Origin of the sequence: Agrobacterium sp. NPDC090283 (assembly GCF_044769685.1) — a bacterium.
Classification (GTDB): Bacteria; Pseudomonadota; Alphaproteobacteria; order Rhizobiales; family Rhizobiaceae; genus Agrobacterium.
The window spans coordinates 600,418-614,230 of sequence record NZ_JBIVYG010000001.1 but is presented as its reverse complement, the minus strand read 5'-3'; the positions used below and the strand labels follow the sequence as shown (position 1 = coordinate 614,230).

The following is a 13,813-nucleotide window of genomic DNA, read 5'->3' as shown; positions in this document are numbered from 1 at the left end:
CGGGCGTACAACCGCATGGCCTCCGGGGTGGCCGCCTCGGAGGTCATCCAACGTCCCGAACAATAAAGCACTTTTTCGACAGACAATTCCTGTGCTCGTCACAGGAATCCAGCCGACGCGCGTCTGCGCGACGGGGAGAGTCCTTTCAGCCCAAGGACTTGGGCTGGCTGGATCCCTGTGACGAGCACAGGGATGAGGGACGCTGAACAGACCGCCCTCGGTCCTGCCGACTTGCCCTACCTTAACGCCGCCACCGCACGCTCGATGCGGTTGCAGGCATCCTCCAGAACTTCCATGGAAGTGGCGAAGGAAATGCGGAAATAGGGCGAAAGCCCATAGGCTGCCCCTTGGAGCGCCGCCACGCCGACGCTGTCGAGGAGATAAAGAACGAAGTCGAGGTCGTTTTCGATCACCTTGCCATCCGCCGTCGTCCTGCCGATTACACCGGCGCAGCTCGGATAGAGGTAGAAAGCCCCATCCGGAACCATGCAGGAGAGGCCGGGGATCGCGTTCAGACGCGATGAGGCGTAGTCGCGCCGCTTCTTATAGACCGCAACACTTTCCGCCACGAATGTCTGGTCGCCGGAAAGTGCATGGGCGGCGGCGGCCTGGCTGACCGAGGACGGGCAGGACGACATTTGTGACTGCAACTTGTTGATGGCGGCGACGAGTGCCGCCGGCCCTGCCCCGTAACCGATCCGCCATCCCGTCATGGCATAGGATTTTGAAACACCGTTGGTCAGAAGCACCCGGTCCTTCAGTTCAGGAACGACGGCAACGAGGGTTTTCATCGGCTCGTCCCGGAACCAGACCTGATCGTAGATATCGTCGGATAGGACCATGACATGCGGATGGCGCAGCAATACCTCGCCCAGCGATTTGAGTTCCGCTTCGCTATAGGCAGCGCCCGTCGGGTTCGAGGGGGCGTTGAGGATCAGCCACAGCGTTTTCGGGGTGATCGCCGCTTCCAGCGCTTCAGCCGTCAGCTTGAAGCCCGTTTCCTCCGGGCATGCGACGATGACGGGCGTGCCGTCATTGGCGATGACCATATCGGGATAGGATACCCAGTAGGGAGCCGGAATGATGACCTCAGCGCCATTCTCCACGCTTGCCATCAGCGCCAGAAACAGGATCTGCTTGGCGCCGCCGCCAACGCAGATTTCGCTATCGCCATAGGTGATGCCGAGACGGTTCTGGAAGTCGCCGATGATCGCCTTGCGAAGCGCCGGCGTGCCGTTGACGGCGGTATATTTGGTCTCTCCACGGTCGATGGCGGCATGGGCCGCCGCCTTGACGGCTTCCGGCGTATCGAAATCCGGTTCGCCAACCGTCAGGTCGGCGATATCGCGGCCGGCGGCCTTCAATTCGCGGGCGCGGGCCGCGGCCGCCGTGCTTGGCGATACCTTGATTTTCGACACGCGTGATGCTGGCACAAAAGCGCTCATGGTCTTTCCTCGTCTCAATCTTGATGCTGTAAGCTTGTCAGTGCGCGGCTTCGAGTTCGCCGCGCATCTTTCCGGTCAGGAACAATTCGCCAAGTTCGTCATGGGTGATCTCCGCCGGCGTGCCGTCCCAGATCACCTTGCCGAGACGGAGGATGACGGCGCGCTGCGCCACTTCCATCGCCTTTTTGGTGTTCTGCTCGACCAGCAGGATGGTCATGCCATTCGCATGCAGGCGCAGCAGTTCGTCGAACACGATGCCGATTGCGGCCGGTGACAGGCCGACCGAGGGCTCATCCACCAGCAGTACCTTCGGCCGTTGCAGAACCGCCATTGCCACTTCGAGCAATTGCTGCTCGCCGCCCGACATGTTGCCGGCGAGCGTCGAGCGCCGGGTTTTGAGGATCGGGAAAAGGTCGTAGACATAATCCCGGTCCGCCTTCACCTTTGCATCGCGGATGGTATAGGCGGCCATTTGCAGGTTTTCATCGACCGTCATGACCGGGAAGTTGCAGCGGCCCTGCGGCACGAAGGATATGCCCTCGCCCAGAATGGCGCGTGACGACAATCCGGCGATGTTCTTCCCGCGCCAGTCGATGCCGCCTTCCTTGATGGTCGTCATGCCGTAGAGCGTCTTGAGCAGGGTGGATTTGCCCGCACCGTTTGGTCCCATGAGGGCCACGAATTGCCCGGCCGGCACGTCGAGATCGACGCCGTTCAGGATATCGAGATTGCCGTAACCGGCGCGCAGGCCCTTGATGGAAAGATTGCTGTCAGCCGCCAAGATAGGCCTCCCTCACACGCTGGTCCTTGATGATGTCATGCGGCAGTCCCTCGACCAGTTTCGTTCCCTGATCGAGCACGACGACACGCTGGCAGATGCTGGTGACGACATCGATATTATGTTCGATGACGAGGAAGCTGACGCCGAGCGATTTATTCGCATATTGGATCGTTTCCACCACGCGCTCGATGATCTTCGGATTGATGCCCGCCATCGGCTCGTCCAGCAGGATGAGCTTCGGCTCCGGCATCAGCATGGAGGCGAACTGGATGAGTTTCTGCTGGCCGCCGGACAGATTGCCGGCGGGCTGATGGCGAACGTCCCAGAGGCCTGCCATCTTGATCAGCTCGCGCGCCCGCTCTCTCAACCCGGCCACGCGGCGGCGCGACATGCCGCCGAGGCCGAATGTCGACAGGAGCGAGGGAAAGGTGAACATCTGGCCGGCGATGACGAGGTTCTCCTCCACATCGAGCGCCTTGAAGGTCACTGTCTTCTGGAACGACCGGAGCATGCGGCCTTCGCGGGCGATGCGGTTGAGCGACCAGCCGGTGATGTCCTGTCCGTCGAGTATCACCTTGCCGGTATCCGGCCGGGCAAGCCCGGTGCTGCAATCGAAGAAGGTGGACTTTCCCGAGCCGTTAGGCCCGATCAGCCCGGCGATCTCGCCGCGATCGATGTGCATGCTGACATCGTTGACCGCCTTCACCGCGCCATAGGACTTGCTGAGGTTCTTTATCTCGAGGATGGGAAGATGAGCCGTCATTTCGAACCTCCGATCGCGTTCCAGAAACGATTGATCAACGGAGCGAAGCCTTGTCTGAACCAGAAGACGAGAACGAGAAGGCAGAAGCCATAGGCGATCATCCGCACTTCTGGCGCGACACGCAGCGCCTCCGTCAGGCCGACGAAAAGCAGGCTGCCGAACACGGTCCCCGAAATCATGCCAGCACCACCGCCAAGAACGATGATCAGCATCGTCGTGGAATAATACATCTGGAAGGTCAGCGGGCTGACCACCGTTAAATAGTGTGCATAGAGGCTGCCCCCTACCCCGGCAAAGACGGCGCTCAGCATGAAGACGATCAGCTTGTAGCGCCAGGTGGGAACGCCGAGGGATTCCGCCAGCGTTTCGTTTTCGCGGACGGCGACCATGTTGCGGCCAGCCGGCGAGCGGACAATTGCCCATGCGGCAAGCGTTCCCAGTACGCAGATGGCCAGAGCCAGATAATAGAAACTGGTGGTTCCGCTGACCGTGAAGGAGAGCGGGCCAAGCTCGAAATAGGGTTTAGGTATGCCGGAAAGGCCCATGTCGCCGCGGGTCAGCGAAATCCAGTTCTTGGCGATTGCCTGACCGATGATGACGAAACCGAGCGTACACATGACGAAGGATGTCGAGCGAAGCCGCAACGCCGGAATGCCGAGCGGCAGGGCGAGCCCGCCGGAGACCAGCCCGGCGGCAATCAGGTTCACATAAAACGGCGTTTCATAGTGCACCGCCAGCAGGCCGGCGGTATAGGCGCCGATACCGAAGAAAGCCGCCTGCGCCAGCGATAACAGGCCGGTATAGCCGACGAGCAGATTGAGCCCGTGCGCCGGCAGCATGAAGATAAGGGCGATGATGAGCGAATGGGTAACGTAACGCGTGCCGATGAAGGGCGCGGCCAGCGCGACGACGATCAGGACGGCGGCGAGCGGAATGCGCAGATCGCGGCGGCGTGCCTGGGGAACGGTGTCTGTGAGAGACATGTCGAGTCCTCAAAATTCGAGTAAATTCGGCGGGCGCGGCTTCTAGAGCGTTTTGGCTTTTTCTTCGAATCGCCAAAGCGCTCTAACTCTTTGTTTTTCCGCATTTCCGGACGGAAAACCGGGGTCCACTTTTCCTGGAAATGCTCTAAAAGCGCGCCTGCGTCGAAAACAGGCCGTGCGGACGCCACATCAGCATCAGGATCAGCGTTGCAAAGCCCACAGTGTCGCGGAATTGCAGACCGACATAGGTGGCGACGAGGCTTTCGGCGATGCCGAGGATCATGGCCGCGAAGAAGGTGCCGCGCACGTTTCCAAGACCGCCCATGATGATGATCGGCAGGGTCTTGAAGGTGATGAGCTCCCCCATGCCGCCATAGACGCTGACATTGACCGGCGCGGTCAGCACACCTGACAGTGCGGCTAGCGCGGCGCCGAGAATGAAGGTGCGCAACACGACCTGCGATACATCGATACCGACCACGCCGCAGCATTCGACATTCTGCGAGACCGCCCGCATCGCCATACCGAGACGGCTATAGGTCACCATCAGTTCCAGACCGACGAAAACGATGAGACACACGACCAGAATGAGCACGCGCTGCTGCGCCAGGGTGAAGCCGAGAATGGAAATCGGCTCGATGTAACCACCGGCGAAAAACTTGTAGCCGCCGCCGAAGACGAAAATGATCGTGTTCTGCAGGATCAGCGCGATGCCGAGGGTGGCGAGAACGCCGGACTCCGCCGGCGCCCCCACCATTCTGCGCATCACCAGCTGGCCGACCACATAGGCCACGACAACGGTGGAAAGAACGCCGACGACGATCGAGGCCTCATAGGACAGGCCGAGATAATCGATGGCGAACCACGCCCCGAAGGTTCCGAGCATGTAATATTCGCCATGAGCGAAGTTGATGGCTCTCAGCACCCCGAAAATCATGGTCATGCCGACGGCGACGATCGCGTAGACGGAACCGGTGACGATCCCGTTTACGACTTGCTCGAGAATTGTCGAGAACATGGCTGTACCCCTCCCGGTCTATCAGTTCGCAGGGTACTGGATTTCCGCCGTATAAGCGCCCTTGATGCTGGGCTTGCCGTTCTCGATCTGGAGAAGGATCATCGGAAGGCGGGCCTGATTGTGATCGTCGAAGGTCACTTCGCCGACCGGGCTCTTGTACTTGATCTTCGAGAGGGCCTCGCGGACGGCATTGCGATCAGCGCTTCCGGCTTCCTTTATCGCCTGAGCGAGCAGGTTGACGGTATCCCAGTGCACATAGGCGTGATTGTTCGGCGCTTCCTTATACGTGGCGGTGAATTTCTCCACGAAGGCCTTGCTGGCCGGACTATCGAACTGCGGCAGCCAGGCGGCGGCTTCCACAGCGCCCTCCATGGCTTTCGGTGCTGACTTGATCGTCTTTTCGGTGTTGAATTCGCCATTGCCGATCAGCACGACCTTGCCGGCAAGCCCGAGTTCCAGCATCTGGCGGGCGACGATCGGCGTGGTATCGGCCAGACCATACATGATGATCGCCTGCGCGCCATTGTCGCGGATCTTCGCCAGCACGCTGCGGAAGTCGACTTCGCCTTCCTTGTAATAATCTTCGCTGAGAATTTCCCCCTTGAAGTCGGGCAGATATTTCTTGGTGAAGCTGATGGCGGAGCGGCCATAATCGCTATCGACCGAAAGGACGGCGAACTTCGTGAAACCGCGCTGTTCGGCGGCATATTTCGCCACGACGAGCGCACGGTTCTCATCCGTCGGATAATTGCGGAAGGTCCATTTGAACCCGCCGACACCCGCCTGATAGGTGATCTTCGGGTTGGAGGATGCGGCGTTCAGCAGCAGAACTTCCGCATCTTCAGCGACAGGCTGCATCGCAAGCGTTACGGAGCTGGAGACGTCGCCAATGACGAAATCCACCTCGTCCTGATCGATCAGGCGGCGTGTGGCCGAAACGCCTTCGACCGGCGTGCCCTGGCTGTCGGCGTTGAAAAGTTCGATCTGCTGGCCGTTGATACCGCCGGCCGCGTTGATGTCCTTTACCGCCAGTTCCGCGCCATGCATGGAAAAAGCGCCGTAGCGCGCATTCGCGCCGCTCATCGGTGCGACGAGGCCGAGCCTTATCGTATCGGCCGCATAAGCGGAGGCGGAGAGCGCCGGCGACAGGCTCAGGATCGGAGCGACCGCGGCGGAAACCAGTAGAAGTCTGCGAGTAATACCGTTTTTCATGTTCCCACTCCTTTTCGGATTTATCTTTTCCGGCTTTGGCCGGGCGAGCTTTTGCCGCTTTTGCGGTTCTTGTCGATTAACGTCACGCTAATCTTTCAGGTAGAGTAGGTTCATCGCCGGATATTTTGCCAACACAAGTCCTTTCTGCCGCTATAGCGTTTCCTTATGCCGGCAGGTGTTTCCCCATCTCCAGACGTCGTGTTTCGATTTTTGCATGTCTTCCATGCAGGCAAATGCCTGTATTTTTCGCGTTATTATGGGCATATTTTATGCAATCTCATCACTGGAAACTATGAAAATGAAACTTCACGAGACTGTTCGAAACTATTTCCGCAACCGCCGCGCCATGGCCGAACTGAGCGCGCTTGATGACAGAAGCCTTTCCGACATCGGCGTCAGCCGCTCGCATATCCGTTCCGCCGTGGAAGGCCGCCGCTAAACAGGCCGAGGGCCGCCTTCATGGGCGCCCGCGCGCGGTACAGGTGTTGAAAATCGTGCTCCAGAATCGGTAAAGCTCCTGTAGAACTCTCCTCCATATATCGGGCGGCGCTGTAAGAGCGCTGCCAGGAGGAGAGCCGAATGAACCACTCCGATTATTCCCCCGAATATTCCATTGTCGCGAGAACTCCATCTGTCGAGGACTATCTGCGCCTTCGCGCCGTGGCGGGGCTAAGCCCCTTTTCACAGGCGGCGGCGGAGAAGGGTTTGCAAGGCACGGTTTTCTCCGTGGTGGTCCTGCACGCAGGTTCCGCCATTGGCATGGGCCGGCTGATCGGCGATGGCGGCTGCTTTTTTCAGGTCGTGGACATTGCCGTCGATCCCGCCCATCAGGGTCGAGGCTTGGGCAAGGCGGTCATGGATGCGCTGATGAACCACGTGAAGAACGAGCTTCCCGCTTCGGCCTATGTCAGCCTGATCGCCGATGTGCCGGCAAACCGGCTATACGAAAAATTCGGTTTCAAGGAGACCGCTCCGAGGTCGCTCGGAATGGCCTATCGCGTCAGCACGTCGGCTTGATCGCCGGCGGTCCGCAGCGCGGGTTCCTCCGGCCGGGGTGGGTCAGCCGTTCGATGTGGCTTTGAAAATCACCAACTGATCGGCAAAGGCGCGCTTATAGGCGGGACGCGCCTCGCCGCGGGCGACATAGGCCGCGAGATTCGCGTATTCATCGAGGATGCCCGAACTTTTTATCCGTTGCAGCACAGATATCATCAACAGATCGCCAGCGCTGAATGCGCCGTCGAGCCAGTCGGCCTCACCCAGTCGGCCGGATAATTCGCCAAGCCGTTTGCGAATACGTTCATCGACGATCTGCAGGCGTTCCACGTGCCAGCTTTTGTCCCTTTCGATAAAGCCGGTGACAAAATGCTCGACAATGGGCGGTTCCATGGTGCTGAGCGCGGCGAACATCCACATGATCGCGCGCGCCCGCGCATTCGCATCCTGCGGCAACAGGCCGGCATGGCGTTCGGCTATATGGAATATGATCGCACCGGATTCGAACAGGACGAGATCGCCTTCCTCATAGGTCGGGATCTGCCCGAAGGGTTGAAGCGCGAGATGCGCCGGCTCCCGCATCGCCTTGAAGGAAAGGAGGCGGACGTCATAGGGCTGGCCGACCTCTTCCAAGGCCCAGCGCACGCGCATGTCGCGGGCGAGACCCTTGCCACCATCAGGCGACCGTTCAAAGGCGGTAATGGTGATTGTCATTGCTGTTCTCCATGGCGTCTTTCCGGAGGTGGGCAGCGCGCCGGGATCGGATATAGGCTGCGACCGATGACCGCGTCAGGATACCGGCTCGCCGGGGCGAAAACAATCATCGACGGGCGCGCAGGGGCGTCATTGTCATACGGCTTTTCAGACCTATATCGATCGGGAACCCGCAGGCGGATGACGCCAAATCCAAAGGACTGACCGATGATCGACCCGAAACACGTGCTTCGACTCAATCTGCCGCTCTGGCAGGGCGGCGACAGACCGGATTATTACATCGGCAGCCGGGTTCTTTCCGCCATCGCGCCCGATCCGCAGGGTCCGGTGGAAACCATCGCCGTTCCGCCGCCGGATGGAACCGGTCAGCGCCCGGTCAGCGCCGGCATAAAATCCCGCGAGACGAACCTCGCCATTCTCGGCGAGGTCCATGCGGCGATCGGCAGGCACAATCCTCAGGCCATCGTCACGCTCGGCGGCGATTGCCTCGTCAATCTCGGCCCCGTCACCTACCTCAACAATCGCTACCGGGACGATCTCGCCGTCATCTGGATCGACGCCCACCCCGATATCATGTCCGCCGCGCAATATGCCAACGCCCATGCGCATCTGCTGGCGGTACTGATGGGGGAAGGCGACGCGGATTTCGTCGCCACCGTTCCTTACCGCGTGAAGCCGGAAAACGTGCTCTATGTGGGTCTGACCGAAACCACGCCCTATGAGACGGATTTCATCGCAAGGCACGGCATAGCCCGCCTTTCGCCGGAAAAATTGCGGGATGGCGGCGCGCCGGTTACGGAATGGCTGAAGGCGCGTGGCCTGAAACATGCCGTCGTGCATTTCGACCTCGACGTGCTCGATCCGGCTCTTTACGATTTTCTTTTGTTTCGCGATCCGTCCGCACCGCCGGACGCCTTTGACGGCGTGGCCAGAGGTCGCATGACGCTGCCGCAAATTCAACGGGTTCTCCTGTCAGTTTCCTCCGTATCCGAGATCGTCGGACTGGCCATAACCGAATATCTGCCATGGAGCGCCATCGAGCTGTCGCGGGAACTTCGCAAACTTCCCCTGCTCGGAAACGCGACCGCGAGCCGATAAAAACTGTGGCCATTTCGCGCAAAAACTCTAAGCTCCGGTGCTGGACACGGATTGCCGAGAACCATCAGTTTTCAGTTCAAATCATTAGGGAGAAAACATCAGATGAGCCTGCGTATCAACGACATAGCACCCGACTTCACCGCCGAGACCACCCATGGTCCGGTGAGCTTCCACGACTGGATCGGCGACGGCTGGGCGGTCCTGTTTTCGCATCCCAAGAACTTCACGCCCGTCTGCACGACGGAACTCGGCGCGATGGGCGGCCTGCAGCCGGAATTTGAAAAGCGTGGCGTCAAGATCATCGGTATTTCGGTCGACCCGGTCGAAAGCCACGAAAAGTGGAAGAACGATATCCGTACCGCGACCGGTTTCAACGTCGATTATCCGCTGATCGGCGACAAGGACCTGAAGGTCGCCAAGCTCTACGACATGCTGCCGGCCGGCGCTGGCGACAGTTCCGAAGGCCGCACGCCCGCCGACAACGCCACCGTGCGTTCCGTCTTCGTCATCGGTCCGGACAAGAAGATCAAGCTGGTCCTCACCTACCCCATGACCACCGGCCGCAATTTCGAGGAAATTCTTCGCGCGATCGATTCCATCCAGCTCACCTCCAAACATCAGGTGGCGACACCGGCCAACTGGAAGCAGGGCGAGGATGTCATCATCACCGCCGCCGTCTCCAACGAAGACGCGATTACCCGTTTCGGTTCCTACGACACGGTTCTTCCCTATCTGCGCAAGACCCGGCAGCCCGGCTGATTTGAAGCCTGTGATGGGGCGATGAAACATCATCGTCCCATCCCTCACCTCTCTCACGGCTTTATGATCCCGCCATGATAGTCAAGCCGGTATGTCTCGGTATGCCCCCGATAAATGCGCTCGACGCCGGTGAAGGACCGGAACTCACCCTCATTCGTATCGACATAGACCAGATTTTCCACCGGGTGGGTGAAGCCACCAAGAAACCGGCCCTCCCGATAGAGCGTGGAAAGCGACCGCTGAATGACCCTGCCAGCCGTGACGCCGTCGATCATGTCGGGCCGGAGGATGCGGCCGTAATAACTCATCGCCCACACCGCCGTTCCCTCGTGCCAGACAACCTCCTGGCCGATGAAATCGGTTCCCCCGAAATAGCTGTCGATATAGTGCCAGTCGCCGCTCTGATAGCCGAGATCGTGCGATCCCTTACGCGTGGGCGTCGCGGATTTGTTGCCGCCGCCGACATAGGTGGCGGACTTGGCCTGCACGATGAACTCTTCCAACATGGGAAACCTTTTGGGATAAGAACATAAAGGGAACATAGGCGATTTTCAGGATGGTCGCAAGTGCGCCCCCTGGCCGGTATCGAACCTGCATTTCAGCAATGGCGGGCTTGGTAATCGCGGCGTTTGCGCTTAGAAGCGTGGCAGGAATTATCCGAAAAGAGTGTCCATGCCGCAAAACCCGCAAATCTATGTCGATGCCGATGCCTGCCCCGTGAAGCCGGAGATTCTCAAGGTGGCGGAGCGGCATGGGCTGGAAGTGACCTTCGTTGCCAATTCCGGTCTGCGCCCGTCGCGAGATCCCATGGTGAAAAACGTCATCGTATCCGCCGGTTTCGATGCGGCGGACGACTGGATCGCCGATCATGCCGGTGAGAACGATATCGTCATCACCGCCGATGTGCCGCTCGCCGGCCGCTGTGTCGCCAAGGGTGCGCTGGTCACGGGACCAACGGGTCGCGTTTTTGATCCGTCGAATATCGGGATGGCGACGGCGATGCGCGATCTTGGCGCGCATCTGCGCGAAACCGGCGAAAGCAAGGGATATAACGCGGCTTTTTCACCGCGCGATCGCTCCGCTTTTCTGGAGACGCTTGACCGTTTCTGCCGCCGTGTCAAAAAATGACGGCGCCAACAGAAAGGTGCCGCCCATGAGCCCGGCCAATATGAAAAGCAACAGCTATCGTCGCCATCAACCCTTCGTCATTGCTTTTTTGGTCGGTGCCATAAGCCTTGGCCTGGCGCTGGTTTTTGCGCCATCACTGGCAATTGAGATCGCAGCCGTCCTGTTCTTCCTGACCTATCTCACCTTGATCGCCTTTCGCCTGTCGGGCCTGACGGCGCAGCATCTGAAGGCCCATGCCGATAGCGACGATCTGCCGGCAGTCGCCATCATCGCCGTCACGCTGCTTGCCGTTGCTGTCGCGGTCGTATCGTTGTTTCAGGCCCTCAACCATACCGGCGAAACGGTCTGGGCGCTGCTCATCGCCTTCGCCTCGGTGATCTTCGGCTGGCTGACCATTCACACCATGACCGCCCTGCATTACGCGCATCTATATTGGCGGCCGGCCATGGTGGACGGCAAGCCCCAGCATCGCGGCGGCATGGATTTTCCGGGGACGAAGGAACCCTGCGGTTATGACTTTCTCTATTTTGCCGTGGTGATCGGCATGACGGCGCAGACATCGGATGTGGGGATAACCACGACCGCCATGCGCAAGGTCACGCTGCTGCACTCGATCGTTTCTTTTTTCTTCAACACGGTTCTGGTGGCGGCGGCGGTCAATGCGGCCGTCTCGCTTGCGGGCTGAACCGGGAAATTTTCACAAGGAATGGCTTCATGAACATCATTTCGCAAAATACGGCCTTTGGCGGCATGCAGGGCGTATTTTCGCACCAATCCGAAACGCTCAAATCTGAGATGACCTTTGCGGTTTATGTACCGCCGAAGGCGATCCACGAGCCCTGCCCTGTCCTGTGGTATCTTTCCGGCCTCACCTGCACCCACGCCAATGTCATGGAAAAAGGCGAATATCGCCGCATGGCGTCCGAACTCGGGCTGATCATCGTCTGCCCGGATACCAGCCCGCGCGGCAATGACGTGCCGGATGAGCTGACCAACTGGCAGATGGGCAAGGGCGCCGGATTTTATCTCGACGCCACGGAGGAACCTTGGTCCGAACACTACCGGATGTACAGCTATGTGACGGAAGAACTGCCTGCCCTCATCGGCCAGCATTTCCGTGCGGATATGAGCCGCCAGGGCATTTTCGGCCATTCAATGGGCGGCCATGGCGCGATGACCATTGCGCTCAGGAACCCCGACCGTTTCAAGAGCTGCTCCGCCTTTGCGCCGATCGTGGCTCCCTCTTCGGCCGACTGGTCCGAACCAGCGCTGGAAAAATATCTCGGTGCGAACCGGGCCGCATGGCGCCAATATGATGCCTGCTCGCTTGTCGAGGATGGCGCGCGTTTCCCCGAATTCCTGATCGATCAGGGCAAGGCCGATAGTTTCCTCGAAAAGGGCCTGCGCCCCTGGCTGTTCGAAGAGGCGATCAAGAGCACGGATATCGGCCTGACATTGCGCATGCACGATCGCTACGACCACTCCTATTATTTCATTTCCACCTTCATGGATGAGCATCTGAAGTGGCACGCCGAGCGGCTGGGGTGAAGGTCGAAAGCGAAATCCTGAAGAGGCTGGAGGAAAAATGCTGCATGTCGTGCCCAGTTTGTCTGCCAGAGGTTCTCTAAAGAAGGCGTTGTCCGAAGGCAGAGCCGAGGACAGAATTCTGCCGTTCCTCGACGATCTCAGTTGTGGCCCTATCGCTTCCCTTACGTCAGCAGATAGGGTGAGCTGGTGGAACGAATATTTCGACTGGCCTTCGGCGGCAAATGAGTTTCAGGATTTCTGGGAGCAGGTTGATACGGCCGAAGACAGAATTGTCCTGTGGTTCGGCAAACACTCGGCCCGCGAATTTGCCTTTCGGCTTGCATGGGCGGCGCATATGAATGGCCGCCCCTACGATGTCATCGATGTATCGAGCCGGTTTTTGCAGGGTCCCATACAAAACAGCGCTGTTTCCGTGATGCTGGCGGAGTCCCTGACGCAGTTGGCGGGACGTGAGCAACCCGTATCCACCGAAGAGGATGCGCGAAATCGGGATGATTGGGTTCGATTACAGAAGGAAAACGCCTTTTTCCGTATCGTGACGCCGGCCGGCCTCACCTCCGCAGCGGCAGATCATTTTGATGTTCTCTTGCTGCAACAAGCGGAAACGAGATGGCGAAAGGCTGCGTATGTGGTGGGACATGCGCTGTCGGCAAGTTGCAAACCATATCATCAGGTCGGAGATTTGATGCTGACAGTCCGTCTTCAAACTTTGATGGATCAAGGCAAGCTGGAGGTCGACGGCGACCCGTTCGACATACAGACATGCCTCGTGAGATTACCCGCAGGGACGCCTTAAGAGCTTGAGGTTTCAGGAAAACCTTACGGAAACAGAGCCGTCGCAAGTGTCGTCGGGCCGGGCCGGTTCAGCCTGAATTCGCGGATCACGCGTTCGGCGACACCATAAGCGAGTTCCTGCTCGATCGATTGATTGTCGAAGCTGACGACGGTGGCGGTGAATTTGGCTTCCGCGATCACCTCTCCCGTCGCCACGGCGGCAGCGCGCACGATGACCTTGGCCGATGCTCTTTCCCCGAACAGGAAGGGGCCGTGTGTAACGGAAGCGAGACGGATGGTCAGTACCACGCGCGGCCGGGTTTCTCCGCGCGCCGTGGTCTTGATGGCGTTCTGCACCTGCGCATGAATGGACTGCATCAGCGCCGGAGCGACATCCGGGCGTGCGGCAACGAATGCACCGCGCACATCGTAAAGCAGCCGGTCGGCATTGGTCGCTTCCGGTTCCAGCCTGAAAGACATGAGCGTGAAACACGCCAGCACAACAATGCCAAGGCGTTTCATCGTGGTGATCATGATCAACGGCTCCCCTAACGTGAGGTAACCGTATATTGAGCGATCAGGGTTAGAAAAGCG

General features: G+C 59.3%; 17 protein-coding genes. 8 read left to right on the top strand and 9 right to left on the bottom strand.

Annotated elements, in window-relative coordinates:
- Positions 1-236: 236 nt before the first annotated feature.
- The 6 genes from ACIQUH_RS03065 to ACIQUH_RS03040 all read right to left on the bottom strand — a co-directional run bounded on the left by ACIQUH_RS03065 (position 237) and on the right by ACIQUH_RS03040 (position 6,202).
- Entirely contained in the window at positions 237-1,445 is a 1,209-nt protein-coding gene (locus tag ACIQUH_RS03065) for an aspartate transaminase (RefSeq protein WP_400812469.1), read from the bottom strand.
- 37 nt (positions 1,446-1,482) lie between these two features.
- Complete coding sequence (locus ACIQUH_RS03060) at positions 1,483-2,226, bottom strand: ABC transporter ATP-binding protein (RefSeq protein ID WP_080828768.1); 744 nt, start codon at positions 2,224-2,226, stop codon at positions 1,483-1,485.
- Positions 2,216-2,989, bottom strand: coding sequence for an ABC transporter ATP-binding protein (locus ACIQUH_RS03055; RefSeq protein WP_269346180.1), 774 nt, complete (start codon positions 2,987-2,989; stop codon positions 2,216-2,218). Before ACIQUH_RS03055 ends, ACIQUH_RS03060 begins: the two co-directional genes overlap by 11 nt.
- Positions 2,986-3,972 carry a branched-chain amino acid ABC transporter permease gene (locus tag ACIQUH_RS03050; RefSeq protein ID WP_400812467.1) on the bottom strand — a complete coding sequence of 329 codons (987 nt, stop codon included), beginning with the start codon at positions 3,970-3,972 and terminating at the stop codon, positions 2,986-2,988. The genes ACIQUH_RS03055 and ACIQUH_RS03050 overlap by 4 nt, the downstream gene beginning before the upstream one ends.
- Positions 3,973-4,117: 145 nt before the next feature.
- Positions 4,118-4,990, bottom strand: a complete 873-nt coding sequence (locus tag ACIQUH_RS03045) for a branched-chain amino acid ABC transporter permease (protein ID WP_035217353.1) — start codon at positions 4,988-4,990, stop codon at positions 4,118-4,120.
- 21 nt (positions 4,991-5,011) lie between these two features.
- Positions 5,012-6,202, bottom strand: a complete 1,191-nt coding sequence (locus ACIQUH_RS03040) for an ABC transporter substrate-binding protein (protein WP_400812464.1) — start codon at positions 6,200-6,202, stop codon at positions 5,012-5,014.
- A gap of 298 nt (positions 6,203-6,500) precedes the next feature.
- Between ACIQUH_RS03040 and ACIQUH_RS03035 the strand changes: the two genes are divergently transcribed.
- On the top strand, positions 6,501-6,641 hold the full coding sequence (locus ACIQUH_RS03035) for a DUF1127 domain-containing protein (RefSeq protein WP_400812462.1): 141 nt from the start codon (positions 6,501-6,503) through the stop codon (positions 6,639-6,641).
- A gap of 140 nt (positions 6,642-6,781) precedes the next feature.
- On the top strand, positions 6,782-7,219 hold the full coding sequence (locus tag ACIQUH_RS03030) for a GNAT family N-acetyltransferase (protein WP_400812460.1): 438 nt from the start codon (positions 6,782-6,784) through the stop codon (positions 7,217-7,219).
- A 42-nt stretch (positions 7,220-7,261) separates the two neighbouring features.
- Here ACIQUH_RS03030 and ACIQUH_RS03025 read toward each other — a convergent pair whose 3' ends face one another.
- Positions 7,262-7,912, bottom strand: coding sequence for a glutathione S-transferase family protein (locus ACIQUH_RS03025; protein ID WP_400812459.1), 651 nt, complete (start codon positions 7,910-7,912; stop codon positions 7,262-7,264).
- Between the two features lie 207 nt (positions 7,913-8,119).
- Between ACIQUH_RS03025 and ACIQUH_RS03020 the strand changes: the two genes are divergently transcribed.
- Together ACIQUH_RS03020 and ACIQUH_RS03015 are read left to right on the top strand one after the other, a co-directional pair.
- Positions 8,120-9,010 (top strand): arginase family protein, encoded by an 891-nt coding sequence (locus tag ACIQUH_RS03020; RefSeq protein ID WP_400812457.1) that lies wholly within the window; start codon positions 8,120-8,122, stop codon positions 9,008-9,010.
- A gap of 102 nt (positions 9,011-9,112) precedes the next feature.
- Positions 9,113-9,769, top strand: coding sequence for a peroxiredoxin (locus ACIQUH_RS03015; protein WP_400812455.1), 657 nt, complete (start codon positions 9,113-9,115; stop codon positions 9,767-9,769).
- Between the two features lie 53 nt (positions 9,770-9,822).
- On the opposite strand, the gene ACIQUH_RS03010 is transcribed toward ACIQUH_RS03015, so the two are convergent.
- A complete protein-coding gene (locus ACIQUH_RS03010; protein WP_400812453.1) occupies positions 9,823-10,275 on the bottom strand; it encodes a DUF5680 domain-containing protein in 453 nt (150 codons plus the stop codon).
- Between the two features lie 166 nt (positions 10,276-10,441).
- Between ACIQUH_RS03010 and ACIQUH_RS03005 the strand changes: the two genes are divergently transcribed.
- The 4 genes from ACIQUH_RS03005 to ACIQUH_RS02990 are packed head-to-tail and all read left to right on the top strand — an operon-like array spanning position 10,442 to position 13,241.
- Positions 10,442-10,897 (top strand): YaiI/YqxD family protein, encoded by a 456-nt coding sequence (locus ACIQUH_RS03005; protein WP_400812452.1) that lies wholly within the window; start codon positions 10,442-10,444, stop codon positions 10,895-10,897.
- A gap of 25 nt (positions 10,898-10,922) precedes the next feature.
- Positions 10,923-11,582 (top strand): DUF1345 domain-containing protein, encoded by a 660-nt coding sequence (locus ACIQUH_RS03000; protein WP_400812450.1) that lies wholly within the window; start codon positions 10,923-10,925, stop codon positions 11,580-11,582.
- Between the two features lie 29 nt (positions 11,583-11,611).
- Positions 11,612-12,445, top strand: coding sequence for an S-formylglutathione hydrolase (gene fghA / locus ACIQUH_RS02995; RefSeq protein ID WP_400812448.1), 834 nt, complete (start codon positions 11,612-11,614; stop codon positions 12,443-12,445).
- A gap of 37 nt (positions 12,446-12,482) precedes the next feature.
- Positions 12,483-13,241: a DUF3658 domain-containing protein gene (locus tag ACIQUH_RS02990; protein ID WP_400812447.1), complete on the top strand. Its 759-nt coding sequence runs from the start codon at positions 12,483-12,485 to the stop codon at positions 13,239-13,241.
- Between the two features lie 23 nt (positions 13,242-13,264).
- Here the strand turns inward: ACIQUH_RS02990 and ACIQUH_RS02985 are convergent, their stop codons facing one another.
- Positions 13,265-13,753: a hypothetical protein gene (locus tag ACIQUH_RS02985; RefSeq protein WP_400812445.1), complete on the bottom strand. Its 489-nt coding sequence runs from the start codon at positions 13,751-13,753 to the stop codon at positions 13,265-13,267.
- Positions 13,754-13,813: the final 60 nt, after the last annotated feature.

Excerpts from the sequence above, each read along its gene's own strand:
- ACIQUH_RS03065 (WP_400812469.1), bottom strand. The coding sequence starts at position 1,445 with ATGAGCGCTTTTGTGCCAGCATCACGCGTGTCGAAAATCAAGGTATCG.
- ACIQUH_RS03055 (WP_269346180.1), bottom strand. The coding sequence starts at position 2,989 with ATGACGGCTCATCTTCCCATCCTCGAGATAAAGAACCTCAGCAAGTCC.
- ACIQUH_RS03050 (WP_400812467.1), bottom strand. The coding sequence starts at position 3,972 with ATGTCTCTCACAGACACCGTTCCCCAGGCACGCCGCCGCGATCTGCGC.
- ACIQUH_RS03045 (WP_035217353.1), bottom strand. The coding sequence starts at position 4,990 with ATGTTCTCGACAATTCTCGAGCAAGTCGTAAACGGGATCGTCACCGGT.
- ACIQUH_RS03040 (WP_400812464.1), bottom strand. The coding sequence starts at position 6,202 with ATGAAAAACGGTATTACTCGCAGACTTCTACTGGTTTCCGCCGCGGTC.
- ACIQUH_RS03035 (WP_400812462.1), top strand. The coding sequence starts at position 6,501 with ATGAAACTTCACGAGACTGTTCGAAACTATTTCCGCAACCGCCGCGCC.
- ACIQUH_RS03030 (WP_400812460.1), top strand. The coding sequence starts at position 6,782 with ATGAACCACTCCGATTATTCCCCCGAATATTCCATTGTCGCGAGAACT.
- ACIQUH_RS03025 (WP_400812459.1), bottom strand. The coding sequence starts at position 7,912 with ATGACAATCACCATTACCGCCTTTGAACGGTCGCCTGATGGTGGCAAG.
- ACIQUH_RS03020 (WP_400812457.1), top strand. The coding sequence starts at position 8,120 with ATGATCGACCCGAAACACGTGCTTCGACTCAATCTGCCGCTCTGGCAG.
- ACIQUH_RS03015 (WP_400812455.1), top strand. The coding sequence starts at position 9,113 with ATGAGCCTGCGTATCAACGACATAGCACCCGACTTCACCGCCGAGACC.
- ACIQUH_RS03010 (WP_400812453.1), bottom strand. The coding sequence starts at position 10,275 with ATGTTGGAAGAGTTCATCGTGCAGGCCAAGTCCGCCACCTATGTCGGC.
- ACIQUH_RS03005 (WP_400812452.1), top strand. The coding sequence starts at position 10,442 with ATGCCGCAAAACCCGCAAATCTATGTCGATGCCGATGCCTGCCCCGTG.
- ACIQUH_RS03000 (WP_400812450.1), top strand. The coding sequence starts at position 10,923 with ATGAGCCCGGCCAATATGAAAAGCAACAGCTATCGTCGCCATCAACCC.
- fghA (WP_400812448.1), top strand. The coding sequence starts at position 11,612 with ATGAACATCATTTCGCAAAATACGGCCTTTGGCGGCATGCAGGGCGTA.
- ACIQUH_RS02990 (WP_400812447.1), top strand. The coding sequence starts at position 12,483 with ATGCTGCATGTCGTGCCCAGTTTGTCTGCCAGAGGTTCTCTAAAGAAG.
- ACIQUH_RS02985 (WP_400812445.1), bottom strand. The coding sequence starts at position 13,753 with ATGATCACCACGATGAAACGCCTTGGCATTGTTGTGCTGGCGTGTTTC.